Genomic DNA, 19,907 nt, shown 5'->3' on the forward strand with positions numbered 1-19,907 from the left:
CTTATTTCTCGTGTTGGTGGTTAATATGGGTTGTTTTTTCAGGAACGGGGTCGTCTCCGCCTGAATGTAAAGGATGACATTTTAATATGCGTTTGAGCGCTAACCAACTGCCTTTTACAGATCCATGCAAATTAATTGCTTGAATAGCATAACTTGAGCAAGTGGGATTAAAACGACAATGCGGACCTAACAGCGGGCTAATCCACTTTTGATAACCGCGAATTATTAACACTAAACAAAACGTTGGAAAAGCAACAATTGGTTTAAGTAACCTCATGATGTTCTATCCTCTGTATATATTTAGTGGGTGGATACCATGAATTTAAACACCCAAAACGGAATTTTAAATGCATGATTAAAAGGTGAGCTAAAGATACCTTAATTAACCCTATAATTCTATTGCTATTGGCTTTGTTTATTTGATTTAGCCGATTTATTAGGTCGTCTTTTAAATGGGGGTGGTTTAGGGGCACCCGGTTTGCAGCGTTCATTAATTTTGCGCCACAATTTAGTTAATTGCTTTGTGAGCTCTTCGTTTGATTGTTCATCGATGCCACTTTTAACCATTAACACAATATCGATGTTATCAATAGTATGCTGATTTAAACGAAAACTTTCGCGAGCAAGACGTTTAATACGGTTACGTTGACAGGCTTTTTTAACTCGTTTTTTAGCAACAGTAAGGCCTAAGCGAGGTTTTGCTTGGTCATTAGGTTTTGCTAATAAAGTAAAGAAAGGAGTTGCAGCCCGAGCGGGTTCATTAAATATGCGAGAGTAATGCGAGGGAGTTAACAGACGTAACTCCCTGCCAAAGTTAAAGTCTTCCACTTATATATTAAGCAGAAAGAACTTTACGGCCTTTAGCGCGGCGACGAGCTAATACTTTACGGCCATTTACAGTTGCCATGCGAGCACGGAAACCGTGAGCACGTTTGCGTTTTAAAACGCTAGGTTGAAAAGTTCTTTTCATAACAATTCCATCCGATCGGTTAAAGGTTAAAACATCCTATGCAGGTCGCGATCCTGGCACAGGTGCCATTGCGAGCGCGAGATATTATAGAGGAAGACCTCTAAAGTCAATCATAATTACATATATAATAGAGTATGGGACAAAGTAAAAACAGTGGGATCAGCTAGGATCCTTATAATAAAGGAGTTTTCCACAGCCTCTGTATAAAAAGTGCATAAAAGCTTGGGGTAACTAAATTAGATCAACTATTTCCATCGCGATCTAGTGGGTTTTTTGTTATGATCAGTCAGTGGTGTTAAAAATATATTTTATTATAAATCAGTATGTTACTAATTTTTTAAGCCGAGATCATGTTTTTCAAAAAAATCAATCTTGTACTTGTGGATAAAGTGCCTTCATAATAGTCGGTCTTGGGTTAATAAATTGCCTAATAACAGTAATAAAAGTATAACTTTCTGGTTTATTATGATGGCCGGGAATAAAAACTAAATCTTTGGGAGTTTAACTGTGTATCTGTCGGTTTGGCAAAGTTGTTTATATGTATTGCAAGATGAACTGCCTTCGCAGCAGTTCAGTATGTGGGTAAGACCATTACAAGCAGAAAGTACCGAAGATACCTTGACTATTTATGCACCTAATCGGTTTGTACTTGACTGGGTGAGAGAGAAATACCTCAACCGCATTAACGAATTACTTGTCGAAATTTGTAAAGATGAAGCACCTGAATTACGTTTTGATGTGGGCAGCAAGCCTATATTAAATACGCAGATGGCGGCTCCCGTTGCTGATAATACGCCACCAATAAATCAACCCGCTGCTGTAGAGCAACCAAAAGCGGTTAAGCAAGTGGTAGAGCCTGCGCCTAAATCTGGGTATAAACCAAATATAAAAGAAAACTATACCTTTGATAGTTTTGTTGAGGGTAAATCTAACCAGTTAGCAAAAGCTGCCGCAACACAAGTTGCAGATAATCCAGGTGCTGCTTTTAATCCTGTATTTATATATGGCGGAACTGGTTTAGGTAAAACGCATTTATTACATGCTGTAGGGAATGGCATCATGGCGAATAAGCCCGATGCTAAAATTGTCTATATGCATTCAGAGCGTTTTGTACAAGATATGGTAAAAGCGCTGCAAAATAATGCCATAGAAGAATTTAAACGCTACTATCGTAGTGTAGATGCGTTAATGATTGATGACATTCAATTCTTTGCTAATAAAGAGCGCTCTCAAGAAGAATTCTTCCATACTTTCAATGCGTTACTTGAAGGTAACCAGCAAATTATTTTAACCTCCGACCGTTATCCAAAGGAGATTGAAGGGGTTGAAGACCGCCTTAAATCACGTTTTGGCTGGGGTTTAACCATTGCTATTGAGCCACCAGAGCTTGAAACGCGCGTTGCTATTTTAATGAAAAAGGCGCAGCAGAGTAAAATTAACTTACCTCATGAAGTGGCGTTTTTTATAGCTAAGAAATTACGCTCAAATGTACGTGAGCTAGAAGGTGCACTTAACCGTGTTATTGCCAATGCTAATTTTACCGGTCGTCCAATTTCAATCGACTTTGTTAAAGAAGCACTACGCGACTTATTAGCGCTGCAAGACAAGCTTGTAACGATCGATAACATTCAGCGTACCGTTGCGGAATATTACCGTATTCGCGTATCCGACTTACTATCTAAACGTCGCAGCCGCTCTATAGCAAGGCCGCGCCAAGTTGCAATGGCATTATCAAAAGAATTAACAAATCACAGTTTACCTGAGATTGGCGATGCGTTTGGTGGGCGAGATCACACCACTGTATTGCACGCGTGCCGAAAAGTTAAATCACTGCGTGATGAAAGCCACGAAGTGAAAGAAGATTATCAAAACCTAATAAGAACATTGTCATCTTAAGGCTGACTTTACTATGCAAATAACCATACCAAGAGATCAATTTTTAAAACCTTTAGTGCAAGTGTCGGGTGCGATTGAGCGTAAGCACACCTTGCCGATTTTATCTAACGTATTGTTAGAGGTCGTAGATGGTCAGTTGGCCATGACAGGTACAGATCTTGAAATTGAGCTTGTCGCTAACGTATTTGTTGGTGACGATGTTGAAGATACAAAGCTAACATTACCAGCAAAAAAGTTGCTGGATATTTGTAAAAGTTTGCCAGATGGTTCTGAGTTAACATTATCAAGCCAAGATCATCAGTTGCTCTTAACCAGTGGTAAAAGCCGTTTTTCATTAACTACGCTTGCTGCTGAAGACTTTCCTAATTTAGAGCAGTGGGATGGTGAAGTAGAGTTTCAGTTAACTCGGTTAGAATTACGTAAGCTACTTGAAAGCACTCATTTTTCAATGGCTAATCAAGATGTACGTTATTACTTAAATGGCATGTCGTTTGAAGTAGATAACACAGACATTAAAACTGTTGCTACAGACGGTCACCGTTTAGCAATTGCGCAAAAAGAATTACCTCACTCGTTAAATACACAACGTCAGTTAATTATTCCACGTAAGGGCGTGCAAGAAATTATGCGACTAATGGTTGCCGACGAAGAGCTGGTAACGATTCAATTTGGTGCAAACCATATTCGAATTATTGATACCGAGTTTACTTTTACCAGTAAATTGGTTGACGGCCGCTTTCCTGATTATCGTCGAGTATTACCACGCGGTGGCGATAAAGTAATTACCGCAAACCGTGAGTGGTTACGTAGCGCTTTTCAACGTGTCTCAATCTTATCGAACGAAAAGTTTAGAGGGGTTCGACTAAACCTTTCTGAAGGTTTGCTAAAAATAACTGCAAACAATCCAGAGCAAGAGCAGGCTGAAGAAGTGGTTGAGGTAAATTATCAAGGTGATGATTTAGAAATTGGTTTTAACGTTTCTTATGTACTTGATGTCTTGAACACACTTAAAACAGAAGATGTTTTATTTACTCTAGCTGATTCAAATAGTAGTGCATTAATTGAAGGTGCGGGTGACGAAGAAGCCATGTACGTTGTTATGCCGATGCGCTTATAAGGTTTTATGAGTTTAAGTCATTTAAGCCTCAATGATTTTAGAAACATTGAGGCGCTTACATTGGAACCTGTAAACGGTATTAATGTAATTTACGGTGAAAATGGCAGTGGAAAAACCAGCCTTTTAGAGGCTATTTATTACCTTTCTCATGGCAAATCATTCCGCACACCTAAACATAAAAGCATTATAAAGCACCAGCAGAGTAAGTTTACAATACATGGTAGAAAATCGCTTTATAACTTGTCTATACCAATCGGTATCAGCAAAAGCTTAAATGGAGATACCGAGCTTAAGATTCAAGGTAAAACTAGCCGCAGAGTCTCTGAGCTCGCACAACTCATGCCTGTTCAAGTTATTACGCCTGAGAGCTATTCTTTATTTTTTGGTGGCCCAAAAGAACGCCGTAAATTTTTAGATTTGGGATTGTTCCACGTGGAACAAGACTTCTTTTATTTGTGGCAATCATTCAATAAAGTACTCAAGCAACGAAATGCATTATTAAAAAGCAAACCCAAAAATTATTTTGACCAAATTAGGTTTTGGGATAAAGAATTTGTTAGACTGGCTGAGCAAATAAATACTTTAAGAATTGCGTATATAAGTAGGTTTAAGCAACAGTTTTTTGATAAAATGTGTGCAGACTTAACGCTTATAAGCGATTTAGAAATAAACTATCAAGCTGGCTGGAAAGAGACTGAGTCTCTAAGCGATGCCCTTGAACAAAACTTTGAACGCGATAGCCGTCAAGGTTTTACCAGTAAAGGCCCACATAAGGCCGATTTTAATTTTAGTGTTTCTGGCAACAGTGTTGAAAATACATTTTCCCGCGGTCAATTGAAGCTATTGCTTTATGCGTTAAAAGTAACGCAAAATAGTTTGATTGAGTCAGAAACTGAAAAGCAATCTATATTGCTAATAGATGATTTACCTTCAGAGCTTGGAGAAGATACGAAAGAGAAGGTCGGCCAATTGTTGTCGCACTGTCACTCCCAAATATTTATTTCTGCAATTGAATCTGAAAGTATTTCTGCTGTGGTGGAACCCATGCAACGAGAACTAGAAATGTTCCACGTGAAACATGGCAACCTAATAACAAGATAAGTGGGATTAACCATGTCTGAGAATTACGATTCGTCGAGTATTAAAGTACTAAAAGGATTAGACGCAGTAAGAAAGCGTCCTGGAATGTATATAGGGGACACCGATGATGGCACAGGCTTACACCATATGGTGTTTGAGGTCGTTGATAACTCTATTGATGAAGCCTTAGCCGGCCACTGTGATGACATCTTTGTCACCATTCATATAGATGGTTCAGTCTCTGTTCGAGATAACGGTCGTGGTATTCCAACTTCAATACATGAAGAAGAAGGTGTATCTGCAGCTGAAGTTATCATGACGGTACTTCATGCTGGTGGTAAGTTTGATGATAACTCTTATAAAGTATCAGGTGGCTTACACGGTGTAGGTGTTTCTGTTGTAAATGCATTATCAGAAAAACTAAAACTAACTATTCGCCGTGAAGGCAAATTGCATGAGCAAACATACACCATGGGTGTGCCAGATGCGCCATTAGCCGTTATTGGTGATTCTGATAGCTCAGGTACAGAGTTACGTTTTTGGCCAAGTGCTGAAACGTTCACTAACTTAGATTTCCATTATGATATTTTAGCTAAACGTTTACGTGAATTATCATTCTTGAATTCTGGTGTGAGCATCATCTTGACGGATGAGCGAGAAGAAAATAAATCTGATCACTTCAAATACGAAGGCGGTATTCAAGCGTTTGTTGAATATCTAAATCGTAATAAAAACCCAGTTCACAAAGGGGTATTCCATTTTACTCACGAGCGTGAAGAAGATGGAATTAGTGTTGAAGTATCTATGCAGTGGAATGATGCATTCCAAGAAAATATTTACTGTTTCACAAATAACATTCCACAACGCGATGGTGGTACTCACTTAGCTGGTTTTAGATCTGCGCTAACGCGTACACTTAATAACTATATGGAAAAAGAAGGCTTTAACAAGAAAGCTAAAACAACCAGTAATGCGACGGGTGATGATGCTCGTGAAGGCTTAACTGCGGTTGTAAGTGTTAAAGTACCTGATCCTAAGTTCTCATCACAAACCAAAGATAAGCTAGTATCAAGTGAAGTTAAATCTGCGGTTGAGCAAGCAATGGCTGAAAAGTTCACTGAGTTTTTATTAGAAAACCCAATGGACGCTAAAATCGTTGTGGGTAAAATCATTGATGCAGCTCGTGCGCGTGAAGCAGCCCGTAAAGCACGTGAAATGACTCGCCGTAAAGGTGCAATGGACTTAGCAGGATTACCAGGTAAACTTGCTGATTGCCAAGAGAAAGACCCAGCACAATCTGAACTATACATAGTGGAGGGTGACTCAGCTGGCGGTTCAGCCAAGCAGGGTCGTAACCGTAAGAATCAGGCGATTCTTCCGCTAAAAGGTAAAATCTTAAACGTTGAAAAAGCGCGTTTTGATAAAATGTTATCTTCGCAAGAAGTAGCGACGCTAATCACCGCATTAGGGTGTGGTATTGGTCGCGATGAATATAACCCTGAGAAATTACGTTATCACCGTATCATAATCATGACCGATGCCGACGTGGATGGTTCACACATCCGTACATTGCTACTAACATTTTTCTATCGTCAAATGCCAGAAATTGTTGAACGTGGCTATATATATATTGCTCAACCACCACTTTATAAAGTGAAAAAAGGCAAGCAAGAGCGTTATATCAAAGATGATCCAGCATTAGTTGAGTACTTAACATCTTTGGCACTAAATGGTGCAGCGCTTTACACTAGTGCTGATGCGTCAGCGCTTGAAGGTGAAGCACTTGAAAACATTGTTCATGATTACCAAAATACAGTTAAAGTTATTGAACGCTTAAAACGTAAATACCCGAACACGGTTATGAATCGTTTAATTTATCAAAGTGAGCTTAAAGCAGAGCATCTTGCTGATGAAGAAAAGGTAATTGCTTGGACTAAAGAGCTCGTTGATGACTTAATTGAGCGTGACGAAGATGCAACCATTTTCCATGGTGGTACTGAGCACGATACAGAGCGTAACCTATACTATCCGGTTGTGAATATTCGTCAGCATGGTGTGGATAAAGCACACATACTTCATTATGACTTTATTGCTTCAAAAGACTATCAACGCATTGCTGTGACTGGTAAAAACATCGCTAACGTCCTTAAAGAGGGTGCATATATTCAACGCGGTGAAAAAACAAAAGCTGTTGATAACTTTGTGGATGCATTGGAATGGTTGATCACAGAATCTAAGCGTGGGATCTATATTCAACGCTATAAAGGATTGGGTGAAATGAACCCTAGCCAACTGTGGGAAACGACAATGGATCCTGATGCTCGTCGTATGTTACAAGTAACGATCGAAGATGCTGTTGGTGCTGATCAATTGTTTGCTACATTGATGGGTGATCAAGTAGAGCCTCGCCGAGAGTTTATCGAAACGAACGCACTACGCGTAGTGAACCTCGATGTTTAATTGCGAGTAATAATTTAAAAAAGGAGCCTGATGGCTCCTTTTTTATTGGCTGCAATTGCACAAACTGCTTAAAACATGACTACGCACAAGGTATACTGAGGGTAATTTTCACGCTACATCACAGCAGATACTAAAAGCCAAATATGCAAAAATATGACGTTAAAACCTTTCAAGGTTTGATCCTGGCTTTACAGGATTACTGGGCACAGCAAGGTTGTGTCATTATTCAGCCACTCGATATGGAAGTTGGCGCAGGTACATTCCATCCACAAACATTCTTAAAGTCTATTGGTCCTGAGCCAATGTCTAGCGCATACGTACAACCGTGTCGCCGTCCTACAGATGGCCGTTATGGTGAAAACCCTAATCGCTTGCAACATTACTACCAGTTTCAAGTCGTACTAAAGCCATCGCCAGAGAACATCCAGGAGCTTTATTTAGGCTCTTTAGCTGCTGTAGGTATTGATACGTTAACTGACGAAGTACGCTTCGTAGAAGACAACTGGGAGTCACCTACATTAGGTGCGTGGGGCCTAGGTTGGGAGATCTGGTTAAACGGTATGGAAGTAACGCAGTTTACTTACTTTCAACAGGTAGGTGGCATTGAGTGTTCACCCGTGACCGGTGAAATTACTTACGGCCTAGAGCGTTTGGCAATGTACATTCAAGGCGTAGATAGTATTTATGACCTTGTTTGGGCTGACGGTCCTATGGGGCGCGTTACCTATGGTGACGTTTTTCACCAAAACGAAGTAGAGCAATCAAAATACAACTTTGAGCACGCTAACGTTGAAGACTTGTTTGCACAGTTTGATAAATGTGAAGCTGAGAGCCAAAAGCTTATTGAAGCTGATTTACCATTACCTGCTTATGAGCAAGTGATGAAAGCCTCGCATGCATTTAACTTACTTGATGCGCGTCACGCAATCTCAGTGACTGAACGCCAACGTTATATTTTACGTGTTCGTGCCTTATCTAAAGCATGTGCACAAAGTTATTATGATGCTCGCGAAGCGCTTGGCTTCCCGCTTTGTAAGGATTAAGCATGTCAGCACAAAATTTATTAGTAGAAATTGGCACCGAAGAGTTGCCACCAAAAGCACTGCGAAAACTTGCAGAGGCATTTGCTGAAAACCTAGCAGCAGAACTTGAAAGCTTAGAGCTTTCTCATCAAGGTGTAAATTGGTATGCATCACCACGTCGTTTAGGCTTACAAGTAAAAGCGCTTGAAGCCAAACAACAAGATAAAGAAGTTGAGAAACGTGGGCCTGCAACAAAAGCTGCATTTGACAGTGAAGGCAATCCAACTAAAGCCGCCATGGGTTGGGCGCGCGGTTGTGGTATTGATGTTAAAGACGCACAAACTCTTGAAACAGATAAAGGTGCGTGGTTGTTACACATTGCTAAAGTAGCAGGTAAAGAAACCACTGCTTTGCTAAATGACGTGGTGAATAAAGCGTTAGCAAAACTGCCTATTCCAAAGCCAATGCGTTGGGGCGCGAATAAAACACAATTTATTCGTCCTGTTCATACTGCAACAATTTTGTTTGGCGATAAACTTATTGAAGGCGAGGTACTTGGTAAAGCTATAAGTAATCAGCTTCAAGGCCATCGTTTTCATCACCCAGAAAAAATTAGCATTAACCATGCTGATGAAGTTTTTGACGTGCTTAAATCTGCACACGTTGTTGCCGATTACGAGGAACGTAAAGCACAAATTCGCAGCCAAATTGAAACTGCCGCAAAAGCAGTAAACGCTGTGGTTGCCATGGATGAAGATTTACTTGAAGAAGTAACCTCTTTAGTTGAATGGCCAGTAACCCTAACAGCAACTTTCGAAGAAGCGTTTTTAGATGTACCAGCAGAAGCGCTGATCTACACCATGAAAGACGACCAAAAATACTTCCCGCTACTAGATCAAGATGGCAAGCTACTAAATAAGTTTTTGTTTGTTTCAAATATTGAAAGCAAAAACCCAAGTGTTGTTATCGCAGGTAACGAAAAAGTAGTGCGCCCGCGTTTAGCTGATGCGCAGTTCTTTTTTGAAACAGATAAAAAGAAAACCCTAGAAAGCCGCTTAGAATCACTTGATAGCGTATTGTTCCAAAAGCAACTGGGTACACTAAAAGATAAGTCTGAGCGTATTGCTGCACTTGCCGGTTACATCGCTGAGCAACTCTGTGCAGATAAAGCACTCGCAGAGCGCGCTGGCTTATTAAGTAAAACAGACTTAATGACCGAAATGGTAATGGAGTTTACAGACGTACAAGGTGTGATGGGCATGCATTACGCACGCCATGATGGTGAAGCCGAAGACGTAGCCATTGCGCAAAATGAGCAATACATGCCACGCTTTGCAGGCGACAGCTTACCAACAAACTTAATCAGCTGTGCGGTTGCGATCGCAGATAAGTTTGACACGCTGGTGGGTATTTTCGGAATTGGCCAAGCACCAAAAGGTGATAAAGACCCGTTTGCACTTCGCCGTGCTGCAATTGGTGCGTTACGTATCATGGTAGAAAAAGAGCTGCCGCTTGATATCTTAGACCTTGTTGCTAAATCACAAAGCTTATTTGGCGAAAAGCTAACTAACCTAAATGTATCTGCTGATGTGTTTGAGTTTATGCTAGGTCGTTTCCGTGCGTGGTACCAAGACGAAGGCATTCAAGTAGACGTTATTCAAGCAGTACTTGCACGTCGCCCAACTAAGCCTGTTGATTTTGACCGTCGTGTTAAAGCGGTAAGTCATTTCCGTACATTAGACGCAGCAGAATCGCTTGCAGCGGCTAACAAGCGCGTAAGTAATATTCTGGCTAAGAATGACATTACAAGCCAAGGCAAGGTCGATGAGAGCCTATTAAGTGATGATGCTGAGAAAGCGCTTGCTTCACAAGTTGCTAAGTTCGCAACTGACCTTGCACCACTTTATGCTGCCGGTGATTATCAAGAAGCACTTGCGCAATTAGCGGGTATCCGTGAAAGTGTAGATAACTTTTTTGATAACGTGATGGTAATGGCTGACGACGAAGCAGTTAAGCAAAATCGTTTAGCGTTACTTAGCCAATTAAGTGGCTTATTTTTAGATATTGCTGATATTTCTGTACTACAGAAGTAAGTTCAGCGTAGCTTAAAAAGCCAGCAGCTATGCTGGCTTTTTTGTATTTAAGGTTAACCTATGAAACGTATTATAACGCTTGCGGTCGTTAGCTTATTAACCGCATGTTCGAGCCAAGTTCAACTTCCTAGTATTGATGACGTGTTACCTAGTAAAGAGCTAGATAAAACTATGTACTTACGCGGTGACTTCACCTTATGGGATGCAGAGCCACAGTACCAATTTGAACAAGTTGCTCCTGCGATTTACCAAGCCGATGTTAAGTTTTCAACACCGGGTAAAGTCTACGAATTTAAAATCGCCGATGCCGACTTTAGCGAAGGCTACAATTGTGGATACAGCGAAACTGCACCAGCAGGGCAATCGCTAGTACTTGGTCAAGCAGCCATTGCCGACTGTAATACCATCTATAATTACTTTAGCTTCACCCCAGCAGCAAAAGGCCGCTACGTAGTAAGCATTGATTATCGTAATTACAATGAACCAAAAGTGACGATAACGAAGAAGTGAGAGCTGTAAGCTATAAGCCGTCAGCTTTCAGTTGCCCGAGTGAGTAGATAGATTTGTGACAAGGACGTTAGAATGAGTGATAAGCAACTTATAACTAAAGGTGAGTTTCAAAATACTTTAAATGAAGCAAGCCTTTTGTTTCAAGAAGCGTGCTCTTATTATCAAAGCTCAGAAGAAGGGTTATTACTTTATCTATCTATAAAAAAGCTACTTAATCATTGCAATTGTATATCTGTAATTTTGGATGGAACATGTTTTGAAGCTATTGAAAATAGCGAGCAAATAGACCATGCATCAGCAAAAGTTTTGTTGAGAAGTGTAATTGAAATATATACAACACTTACGTCATTATTTTGGTTTGAAGGGAAAGAGGACTTAAGTGAAAAAGAGTTCAGGTTTTTAGTTTATAAATATTCAGGCTTGAAGAGCAGGCTAAAACTAAATCATGATGTAATAGCTAGAAATAGTTTAAGAGAAAAAATTAGCAATGAAAGGAATGAGGTTGAAAGGCTAAAGGAAATGATCGAATTTAAAGGGGGTGAGTTAGGGAAGAACAAGGCTCACTTAAGGAAATTAATAGAAAAAGGTTGGCATGCAAAATCCATGCATAGCAGATTAAAAGAAACAACATTACCTCAATTTATTAAGATGCAGTATTCATATTTATGTGGATATTCACATTCAGGCTTTGATTCATATATGCAATTAGCCGAAGATGAAAAAAGTAGTAGCATAAACAGAAAAGAGAATAGAAACATGCTTTACTTTTTAACGTCATTTATACTTGCTAAATTAAATCAAGCTTCGTTATTTAATTTAGCTGATAACATAGAAATTAAAACAGAATTAAATGAAACTTATAAGCTATTAAACAAATATGATACAAACTATTCTGATTAGCACCTAGCACCTAGCACCTTTCTACAATCCTTTCTTCACCAAGTATCGATACGGCATTTCATCTACTTCTTTTGCCACCAACGTGTGATCCATAAATGTGCAGAAACTAGGGATGTCGCGGGTGGTTGAGGGATCGTCGGCGATGATGAGTAAGGTTTCGCCTTCTGCCATTTTACGCACTGCACCGCGGATCATCATGACAGGCTCTGGGCAACGTAGGCCGATGGCGTCTAATTGGTGATCGGGGTTATCAAAACTCATGGCGGTAGACCTTATCAAGTGGCGCTTAATGATTAATTTAAGGTCGCTAGTTTAACGGCCTCAAATTAAGAAATAAAGTAACAACACTTATCGTGTTGAAAATAGACTAACATTGTACCCAAAGATGCTATGTAAACGTAATAATGTTATTTTCATTTAATTATATCAAAGCATGGAATGGCGATGGCGTTAGAATACTCTTTACTATGGATACCACTGTTAAATTTAGCGATACATTTTCTGATTAAGTTTAAACAGCTGAACAAATACGACATGTTCATTTACTTTGTAATAAATGGTGTATTTATTTCCAGTATTCTTACAGGTGTAAAATCTATTTGGTGTGGTTGGCTGGTGGCTTTAGTGTCTTATTTCTTGATTAGTAAATTAGCCTTTTTTAAAGGTAAATAAAAAGGCAAAGAGTCAAACTCTTTGCCTTTTGTCATCAAGTAAAAAAATAACCTCTTTATAGAGGAGTGCTACTAATTAGTCTTGTACACGTTCAAATACAGTTGCGATGCCTTGGCCTAAACCAATACACATAGTCGCTAAACCATATTTCGCGTTTTTGTCTTCCATTAAGTGAATAAGCGATGTGCTAATACGCGAGCCTGAACAACCCAGAGGGTGACCAAGAGCGATAGCACCGCCGTTTAGGTTCACTTTTTCATCAACTACATCAGCAAGACCTAAGTCTTTTAATACCGGTAGTGATTGCGCGGCAAATGCTTCGTTAAGTTCAGCTACGTCGATGTCATCAATAGTGATACCCGCTTGTGCCAATGCTTTTTTACTTGCTGGTACTGGGCCGTAACCCATGATTGATGGATCGCAACCAGCAACCGCCATTGCTTTAACGCGAGCACGAATTGGTAGGCCAAGCGCTTTCGCTTTTTCTTCGCTCATTACTAACATGGCTGATGCGCCATCAGATAGTGCTGATGAAGTACCGGCTGTAACTGAACCCGATGCAGGATTAAACACAGGACGAAGCTGTGATAGGCCTTCAACCGTCGTTTCTGGGCGAATGACTTCGTCATCTTCAACTAAAATTAAAGAGCCATCTGCTGCGTGACCTTCCATTGCGAGGATTTCGCGGCGGAAACGGCCTTCAACAGTTGCTGCATGTGCGCGCTGGTGCGAACGATATGCAAATTCATCTTGCTGCTCACGGCTAATGCCGTGAAGTGTTGCAAGGTATTCAGCAGTTAAGCCCATTGAGCCAGATGCTTGTGCAATTGAAGTCGCTAGGCCTGGGTGAAAGTCATTACCGTGAGTCATAGGCACGTGGCCCATGTGCTCAACACCACCAATTAGGTAAGTGTCGCCTGCGCCAGTCATAATCGCACGCGCTGCGTCATGCAATGCTTGCATAGACGAGCCACATAAACGGTTTACTGTTGTTGCTGGTACTGAGTGTGGAATACCCGCAAGTAGTGATGCGTTACGTGCAACGTTAAAGCCTTGCTCTAATGTTTGCTGTACACAACCCCAATAAATGTCGTCGATTGATGCTGGATCAACCGCTGGGTTGCGTTCTAGTAAGCCCTTCATTAAGTGAGCGCTTAAGTCTTCCGCACGTTTGTGTTTGAATACGCCGCCTTTTGAGCGACCCATTGGTGTACGGATACAATCTACAATTACTGGATTATTCATGATATTAACCTTCCACCTTATAGAATACACGGCCTTCTTCAGCCCATTTGCGAGTTTGCTCTGATACTTGGTAAATCGCACCTAGGTGAGCATATTTGTCAGCTGCTGCAACAAAGTTAGCTAAACCAGTTTGATCTAAGTAACGGAACGCGCCGCCTCTAAATGGAGGGAAGCCAACGCCGTATACAAGCGCCATATCCGCTTCTTGAGGAGAAGCAACAATGCCTTCTTGTAAACAAAGAAGTACTTCGTTGATCATAGGAATCATACAACGGTCAATAATTTCTTGCTTATCAAACTCTTTCGGTGCGTCTGTAATTGGCGCTAGAAGCTCAATTGCTGTTGCATCGCTTGATTTTTTAAGACGACCGCGGCGATCTGTTTCGTACTTATAGAAGCCCGCTTTGTTTTTCTGACCAAAACGTTTTTCGTTAGCAAATACAGTCACAGGATCTTTTTCTGCTCGCGCCATACGCTCAGGGAAACCATCAGCCATTACGCCAGTACAGTGATAAGCCGTATCAATACCTACAACGTCAAGTAGGTAAGCCGGGCCCATTGGCCAGCCAAATACGTTTTCCATTACTTTATCTACTTTTGCAAAGTTAGCGCCTTCAACAACAAGTTTGCTAAAGCCTGCAAAGTAAGGGAATAAAACACGGTTTACAAAAAAGCCTGGGCAATCATTAACAACGATAGGTGACTTGCCAAGTTTAAGGGCGTAATCAACCACTGCATTAATCGTTTTATCTGAAGTTTTTGCACCACGGATAATTTCTACTAATGGCATTTTTGGAACAGGGTTAAAGAAGTGCATACCGCAGAAGTTTTCTGGTTTATCAAGCGCTTCAGCTAATAGATCAATACAAATAGTCGATGTGTTTGATGTAAGAACCGTGCCTTCTGGCATGTTCTTTTCAAGATCAGCTAGTACCGCTTGCTTAACTTTAGGATTTTCTACAACGGCTTCAACAATGATGTTAGCGTCTTGTAGGTCTGCGTCGTTAAGTGTCGGTTTGATTTTGCTCAGCGTCGCCAACATTTTTTCCATTGGCATGTGGCCGCGCTTCACTTTTGCACCTAATATTTTAGATGCTTCACCCATACCTAAATCAAGTGCATCTTGTTGGATGTCTTTCATTATAATAGGCGTGCCTTTATACGCAGATTGGTAAGCGATACCGCCACCCATGATACCTGCGCCTAATACAGCGGCTTGTTTAATTTCTACGTCGCTATGCTTAGCAAGTTTACGTGCTTTACCTTTAATGAACTGGTCATTTAAGAAAATGCCTGTTTGCGCTGCAGCTTCATTAGTGCGTGCAAGTTTTGCAAAGTTAGCATTCTCGATTGCCATTGCTTCGGCGCGTTCACAATTTGCCGCAGCTTTGATAGTACGTACAGCCATAACTGGAGCAGGATAGTGGCCTTTGGTTTTACCCATTACCATACCTTCGGCCATTGCGAAGCTCATGCCTTGTTCAACACGGTTTAATTTAAGCGGTTGTAGCTTAACGTTGCGCTTTGCTTGCCAATCTAACTTTCCTGAGATAGCAAGTTCAAGTGTTGATATACTTGACTCTAAAAGTTTGTCAGCACTAACTACCGAGTCAACGGCACCTACTTTAAGGGCATCCGCTGCGCGATTTTCTGAACCTGATGTGATCCAAAGCATGGCGTTATCCGCACCTACAATGCGTGGCAGGCGAACTGTGCCACCAAAACCAGGCATAATGCCCAATTTAACTTCTGGTAAGCCAATTTTTGCGCTAGTACTAGCAACACGATAATCGGTAGCAAGTACCCACTCACAGCCACCGCCAAGCGCTAAGCCGTTTATTGCGCTTAGTGTTGGGAATGGTAAATCTTCTAAAGCGTCAAAAACATCAGTGGCATCTTTGATCCACGTTACTAATTCAGCTTCTGGTTTAGTAAACGTTGGTAAAAATTCGAAAATGTCGGCGCCAATAATAAAGTGCTCTTTATCACTGGTAAAAATCATGCCTTTGATATCTTTGTTTGCTGCTAATTCTTTTAATGCAGAGGCGCAATCTTTCAAGGTTTGCTGAGACAAAGTGTTTACAGAACCTGCAACACAAAATTTGAACTCGGCGATATTATCCTTGATGAAAGCAACTTCAAAGGAATCGCTCTTATATAACATTATTATTCTCCCTAGTGTGTGAACTAAGACTGGTACGATGAGTTTGCATTTCAATCAGTGTGCTTGCTTTAAATAAAAAATGCAACGAAAAATTTACTATGCTCTGTTACTACTGGTTAAAATATAGCTGGTTTGATGCTAAGGTGTAGGCGAAGTTTTTAGCTGAATTTATATTTTTATTTTTGAGTACTTTTAATTCTAAAGGTCATCATGAAAAAACAATTATTAGGTTGGACGGCAGCTGCATTATTTCTCCCTTTTCTTTCTGCCGAAGCCAATGACGAACACAGCGCTTTTTTAAGCGCAGAGAAACAAGCTCGCTCAAGTAACTACAACAAATTTAAAGAGGCGGTGGGTGTACTCGACCATCCTTTAAAACCTTATGTTGAAAAGACATATTGGCAACGGCACCCCAGCATTAAGCACCAAACTGAAATAGAAAATTACTTAACCATTTACCAAAACACGCCGCTCGAATGGCCTGTACGTAAGGCATGGCTAAAGTATTTGAGTAAATCGAACCGCAAAGCCACTTTTATAAATAATTATAAAAAGACCAGCAATAACGAATTAACGTGCACATACTTGCAATATCAGCTTGATTTAGGCGCGCCAGAAAAGGCGATCCTTAATCAAATAAGCGATTTGTGGGTCGTTGGCAAGTCACAACCCAAAGAGTGCGATTCGTTATTTAGTTTGTGGCGTAAAAAAGGTTATTTAAACCAAGATCGTATTTGGCAAAGAATTACTTTAGCTGCGCAAGGCGGAGACAGAAACCTACTGCCTTATTTAAAAACGTTATTGCCTAAAAAAGAGCAATACTTAGCCGATCTCTATCGCAAGGTGAGAAGTGACCCAAGTGCATCTGCTGGGCTTTATCGTTATAAAAATAAAACCGTTAAAGAAGGTGAAATTGCGCACTATGGCGTAAAGCGCCTAATTTGGCGTGATAAAGACTTAGCACTTAAAGCGTGGGAAAAGCTTGATAAGATGTTTGACTACTCTGATGAGCAAAAAGCAGATGTTTATTATACGTTTGCTTTGTCTTTAGCGTCGAGTGGTCATGAGCAAGCACGATTTTGGTTAAATAAGGTGCCTAAGGAACGCCAAGATAGAAAGCTAATGCAATGGCAGCTAGGCAACATGCTTAAAACACAAGATTGGTCTGGCATTGTTGCGTTCTTCACAGGCAAAGAGAATTTGAGTCTTGGTCAACAATATTGGTTAGCGTATAGCTTAGAGCAGCGTGGTGATGTAGATCGCGCAAAAGCAATTTGGCAAACCGTGGCAAAAGAACGTGACTACTATGGCTTTTTAGCAGCAGCCAGATTAAATATACCTGTGCAACTAAATACAATACCTTTGCAGGTGAGTGATACGTTGATCACTGAAGTGGCTGAAGCGCCAGGCTTTAAACGTGCAAAAGCACTTTATGAACTTGAGCGTTATACGTCTGCACGTCGAGAGTGGAATTATTTAACGCGTACTTCTAGCGAAAAAGAGAAGTTAGCGGCATCAAAACTCGCGGCAGAACTTGATTGGTACGACAGTACTATCTATACCTTAGCGCAAATTAAAGCATGGGATTATGTAGAGCTGCGGTTTCCATTTGCGTTTCAAGACTTATTTGAACGTTACAGCAAGCGCAACCGCATAGATGTTACTTGGAGTATTGCCATTTCACGTCGAGAAAGCTCATTTGCGCCCGATGCACGTTCACACGCTAATGCACGTGGTTTAATGCAATTATTACCAAGTACTGCTAAATATGTGAATAAAAGCACGGTTTCAAGTCGGCGCTTGAATCACCCCCAAACAAATATTCGTTTAGGCACGGAATACTTGGGATATTTAAAAAAGAAAAATAAGGGTAACGAAGTACTTGCAACCGCATCTTATAATGCAGGTTACCACCGCATTAAACGATGGATACCTGATGACGCAATGCCAGCTGAGTTGTGGGTAGAGCTGATTCCGTATCGTGAAACACGTAATTACGTAAAAAATGTATTCGCTTATCGTCAGGTATACCACACTCGTATGGGCCGTGACGGGAATTTACTCGCGCCGATATTAGATATGAAAATGGGCGGTTAATCTTATTTAGGTACATCTACATTGGGAGTATACCCAAACCACCTCAAGATGCAGAATTCAGCGTTTCACAGGGGCTTAGTATCAAGGCGTTACTTTGCAAGAATGGCGCTCCCTTTTAAGAAGTAACAACGATGAGAGTAAGTGCCTGTGAAACGCCCAAAGGGTTGGTTTAAAAGCGATTTATACTGCATTATTGATTTTAACAATAGAACCACTATTATTTGCAATCAATGCTTTGCCTAAATCGCTTTTAACTCCAACTGAAACTCGCATCTTGAGGTGGTTTGGGTATATATGAGTCTATGGTAGACTCTCGCACAAGTTAAATTTAACAGATGGGTTTACTATGGATAAATTAGCCGTTTCTTACGCCGAACATATTGCAACACTGCAACAGCGTACGCGTACTATTATTGATCGTGAAGGTTTAGAAGGTTTAGTGATCCATTCAGGGCAAGCTAAACGTCAGTTTTTAGACGATATGTATTATCCGTTTAAAGTTAATCCGCATTTTAAAGCGTGGTTACCTGTCATCGACAATCCACATTGCTGGATTGTTGTTAATGGTAGCGACAAGCCAAAGCTTATTTTTTATCGTCCAGTCGATTTTTGGCATAAAGTACCTGATGAACCACGTGATTTTTGGGCTGATTATTTTGATATTGAGTTGCTACTTAAGCCTGATCAGGTTGAAAAGCTACTGCCATACGATAAAGAAAAATATGCTTACATCGGTGAATATTTAGAAGTAGCGCAAGCACTGGGTTTTAGCATTATTAATCCTGAGCCGGTATTAAACTACTTCCATTATCATCGCGCCTATAAAACGCAGTACGAGCTTGAGTGTTTACGCCAAGCTAACCGAATTGCGGTAGATGGCCATAAAGCAGCCCGAGATACTTTCTTTGCTGGTGGTTCTGAGTTTGATATACAGCAAGCTTACTTGATGGCAACACGCCAAAGTGAAAACGAAATGCCGTATGGCAACATTGTTGCACTAAACGATAACTGCGCTATTTTGCATTACACGCACTTTGACCCTATAGTGCCTAAAGAACATCAATCATTTTTAATTGATGCAGGTGCTAACTTTAACGGCTATGCCGCAGATATTACCCGCACGTATGATTTTAAAAAGTCAGGCGAATTTGCGGATTTAGTGAATGTAATGACTGAACACCAAATTGCCCTAGGTAATGCTTTAAAGCCGGGCCTACTTTATGGTGAATTACACCTTGATTGCCACCAGCGTGTAGCGCAAGTATTAAGTGATTTTAATATTGTGAAATTACCTGCTGCAGAAATTGTCGAGCGCGGTATTACTTCAACATTCTTCCCACACGGGCTTGGCCACCACCTTGGTTTACAAGTGCATGATATGGGCGGTTTTATGGCTGACGAAAGTGGTGCCCACCAAGCGCCGCCAGAAGGTCACCCATTCTTACGATGCACACGTCTGATTGAGAAGAATCAAGTGTTCACTATCGAACCTGGCTTGTACTTTATTGACTCGTTGTTAGGTGATTTAGCGCAAACAGATAACAAACAGTTTATTAACTGGGAAAAAGTTGAGTCGTTTAAACCATTTGGCGGCATTCGTATCGAAGATAACATCATCGTACACGAAGACAGCTTAGAGAATATGACGCGCGATTTACACTTAGCTTAAGTGATAAATCAG

At 40.7% G+C, this 19,907-nt stretch carries 16 protein-coding genes; 10 read left to right on the plus strand and 6 right to left on the minus strand.

Going from position 1 to position 19,907, the window contains the following annotated elements; genetic code table 11:
* Position 1: 1 nt before the first annotated feature.
* The 3 genes from yidD to rpmH all read right to left on the minus strand — a co-directional run bounded on the left by yidD (position 2) and on the right by rpmH (position 970).
* A complete protein-coding gene (gene yidD / locus C7Y70_RS19125) occupies positions 2–277 on the minus strand; it encodes a membrane protein insertion efficiency factor YidD (RefSeq protein WP_099297148.1) in 276 nt (91 codons plus the stop codon).
* Between the two features lie 125 nt (positions 278–402).
* Positions 403–828, minus strand: a complete 426-nt coding sequence (gene rnpA / locus C7Y70_RS19130) for a ribonuclease P protein component (protein ID WP_058562002.1) — start codon at positions 826–828, stop codon at positions 403–405.
* Between the two features lie 7 nt (positions 829–835).
* Positions 836–970 (minus strand): 50S ribosomal protein L34, encoded by a 135-nt coding sequence (rpmH, locus tag C7Y70_RS19135; RefSeq protein WP_004335215.1) that lies wholly within the window; start codon positions 968–970, stop codon positions 836–838.
* A 507-nt stretch (positions 971–1,477) separates the two neighbouring features.
* On the opposite strand from rpmH, the gene dnaA reads away from it, so the two are divergent.
* The 8 genes from dnaA (at position 1,478) to C7Y70_RS19175 (ending at position 12,048) form a co-directional block, all read left to right on the plus strand.
* Entirely contained in the window at positions 1,478–2,866 is a 1,389-nt protein-coding gene (dnaA, locus tag C7Y70_RS19140; RefSeq protein ID WP_099297150.1) for a chromosomal replication initiator protein DnaA, read from the plus strand.
* Between the two features lie 13 nt (positions 2,867–2,879).
* Positions 2,880–3,983 (plus strand): DNA polymerase III subunit beta, encoded by a 1,104-nt coding sequence (gene dnaN / locus C7Y70_RS19145; RefSeq protein ID WP_135476523.1) that lies wholly within the window; start codon positions 2,880–2,882, stop codon positions 3,981–3,983.
* 6 nt (positions 3,984–3,989) lie between these two features.
* Entirely contained in the window at positions 3,990–5,084 is a 1,095-nt protein-coding gene (gene recF / locus C7Y70_RS19150) for a DNA replication/repair protein RecF (protein ID WP_135476525.1), read from the plus strand.
* Between the two features lie 12 nt (positions 5,085–5,096).
* Positions 5,097–7,523: a DNA topoisomerase (ATP-hydrolyzing) subunit B gene (gene gyrB, locus C7Y70_RS19155; protein ID WP_135476527.1), complete on the plus strand. Its 2,427-nt coding sequence runs from the start codon at positions 5,097–5,099 to the stop codon at positions 7,521–7,523.
* Positions 7,524–7,666: 143 nt separating this feature from the next.
* Entirely contained in the window at positions 7,667–8,566 is a 900-nt protein-coding gene (gene glyQ, locus C7Y70_RS19160; protein WP_099297158.1) for a glycine--tRNA ligase subunit alpha, read from the plus strand.
* 2 nt (positions 8,567–8,568) lie between these two features.
* Positions 8,569–10,638, plus strand: coding sequence for a glycine--tRNA ligase subunit beta (gene glyS / locus C7Y70_RS19165; protein ID WP_135476529.1), 2,070 nt, complete (start codon positions 8,569–8,571; stop codon positions 10,636–10,638).
* A 60-nt stretch (positions 10,639–10,698) separates the two neighbouring features.
* Positions 10,699–11,148 carry a hypothetical protein gene (locus C7Y70_RS19170; RefSeq protein WP_099297162.1) on the plus strand — a complete coding sequence of 150 codons (450 nt, stop codon included), beginning with the start codon at positions 10,699–10,701 and terminating at the stop codon, positions 11,146–11,148.
* Positions 11,149–11,220: 72 nt separating this feature from the next.
* Positions 11,221–12,048 carry a DUF5677 domain-containing protein gene (locus C7Y70_RS19175; RefSeq protein WP_135476531.1) on the plus strand — a complete coding sequence of 276 codons (828 nt, stop codon included), beginning with the start codon at positions 11,221–11,223 and terminating at the stop codon, positions 12,046–12,048.
* 21 nt (positions 12,049–12,069) lie between these two features.
* Here the strand turns inward: C7Y70_RS19175 and tusA are convergent, their stop codons facing one another.
* The 3 genes from tusA to fadB all read right to left on the minus strand — a co-directional run bounded on the left by tusA (position 12,070) and on the right by fadB (position 16,129).
* Complete coding sequence (tusA, locus tag C7Y70_RS19180; protein ID WP_135476565.1) at positions 12,070–12,309, minus strand: sulfurtransferase TusA; 240 nt, start codon at positions 12,307–12,309, stop codon at positions 12,070–12,072.
* A 486-nt stretch (positions 12,310–12,795) separates the two neighbouring features.
* The gene (gene fadA, locus C7Y70_RS19185; protein ID WP_058562012.1) at positions 12,796–13,965 is read right to left on the minus strand and encodes an acetyl-CoA C-acyltransferase FadA; all 1,170 of its coding nucleotides are present in this window, start codon (positions 13,963–13,965) and stop codon (positions 12,796–12,798) included.
* 4 nt (positions 13,966–13,969) lie between these two features.
* Positions 13,970–16,129 carry a fatty acid oxidation complex subunit alpha FadB gene (gene fadB / locus C7Y70_RS19190; RefSeq protein WP_135476533.1) on the minus strand — a complete coding sequence of 720 codons (2,160 nt, stop codon included), beginning with the start codon at positions 16,127–16,129 and terminating at the stop codon, positions 13,970–13,972.
* Between the two features lie 210 nt (positions 16,130–16,339).
* Between fadB and C7Y70_RS19195 the strand changes: the two genes are divergently transcribed.
* A complete protein-coding gene (locus tag C7Y70_RS19195) occupies positions 16,340–18,226 on the plus strand; it encodes a transglycosylase SLT domain-containing protein (protein WP_135476534.1) in 1,887 nt (628 codons plus the stop codon).
* A gap of 346 nt (positions 18,227–18,572) precedes the next feature.
* Positions 18,573–19,895, plus strand: coding sequence for a Xaa-Pro dipeptidase (gene pepQ / locus C7Y70_RS19200; RefSeq protein WP_135476536.1), 1,323 nt, complete (start codon positions 18,573–18,575; stop codon positions 19,893–19,895).
* Positions 19,896–19,907: the final 12 nt, after the last annotated feature.

It is taken from the genome of Pseudoalteromonas sp. KS88 (genome assembly GCF_004766475.1).
Classification (GTDB): domain Bacteria; phylum Pseudomonadota; class Gammaproteobacteria; order Enterobacterales; family Alteromonadaceae; genus Pseudoalteromonas.

Bases quoted from the DNA above. Each gene is read 5' to 3' on its own strand.
- C7Y70_RS19175 (WP_135476531.1), top strand. From the start codon at position 11,221: ATGAGTGATAAGCAACTTATAACTAAAGGTGAGTTTCAAAATACTTTA.
- rpmH (WP_004335215.1), bottom strand. From the start codon at position 970: ATGAAAAGAACTTTTCAACCTAGCGTTTTAAAACGCAAACGTGCTCAC.
- C7Y70_RS19195 (WP_135476534.1), top strand. From the start codon at position 16,340: ATGAAAAAACAATTATTAGGTTGGACGGCAGCTGCATTATTTCTCCCT.
- gyrB (WP_135476527.1), top strand. From the start codon at position 5,097: ATGTCTGAGAATTACGATTCGTCGAGTATTAAAGTACTAAAAGGATTA.
- glyQ (WP_099297158.1), top strand. From the start codon at position 7,667: ATGCAAAAATATGACGTTAAAACCTTTCAAGGTTTGATCCTGGCTTTA.
- fadA (WP_058562012.1), bottom strand. From the start codon at position 13,965: ATGAATAATCCAGTAATTGTAGATTGTATCCGTACACCAATGGGTCGC.
- dnaN (WP_135476523.1), top strand. From the start codon at position 2,880: ATGCAAATAACCATACCAAGAGATCAATTTTTAAAACCTTTAGTGCAA.
- yidD (WP_099297148.1), bottom strand. From the start codon at position 277: ATGAGGTTACTTAAACCAATTGTTGCTTTTCCAACGTTTTGTTTAGTG.
- pepQ (WP_135476536.1), top strand. From the start codon at position 18,573: ATGGATAAATTAGCCGTTTCTTACGCCGAACATATTGCAACACTGCAA.
- glyS (WP_135476529.1), top strand. From the start codon at position 8,569: ATGTCAGCACAAAATTTATTAGTAGAAATTGGCACCGAAGAGTTGCCA.
- C7Y70_RS19170 (WP_099297162.1), top strand. From the start codon at position 10,699: ATGAAACGTATTATAACGCTTGCGGTCGTTAGCTTATTAACCGCATGT.
- recF (WP_135476525.1), top strand. From the start codon at position 3,990: ATGAGTTTAAGTCATTTAAGCCTCAATGATTTTAGAAACATTGAGGCG.
- fadB (WP_135476533.1), bottom strand. From the start codon at position 16,129: ATGTTATATAAGAGCGATTCCTTTGAAGTTGCTTTCATCAAGGATAAT.
- tusA (WP_135476565.1), bottom strand. From the start codon at position 12,309: ATGAGTTTTGATAACCCCGATCACCAATTAGACGCCATCGGCCTACGT.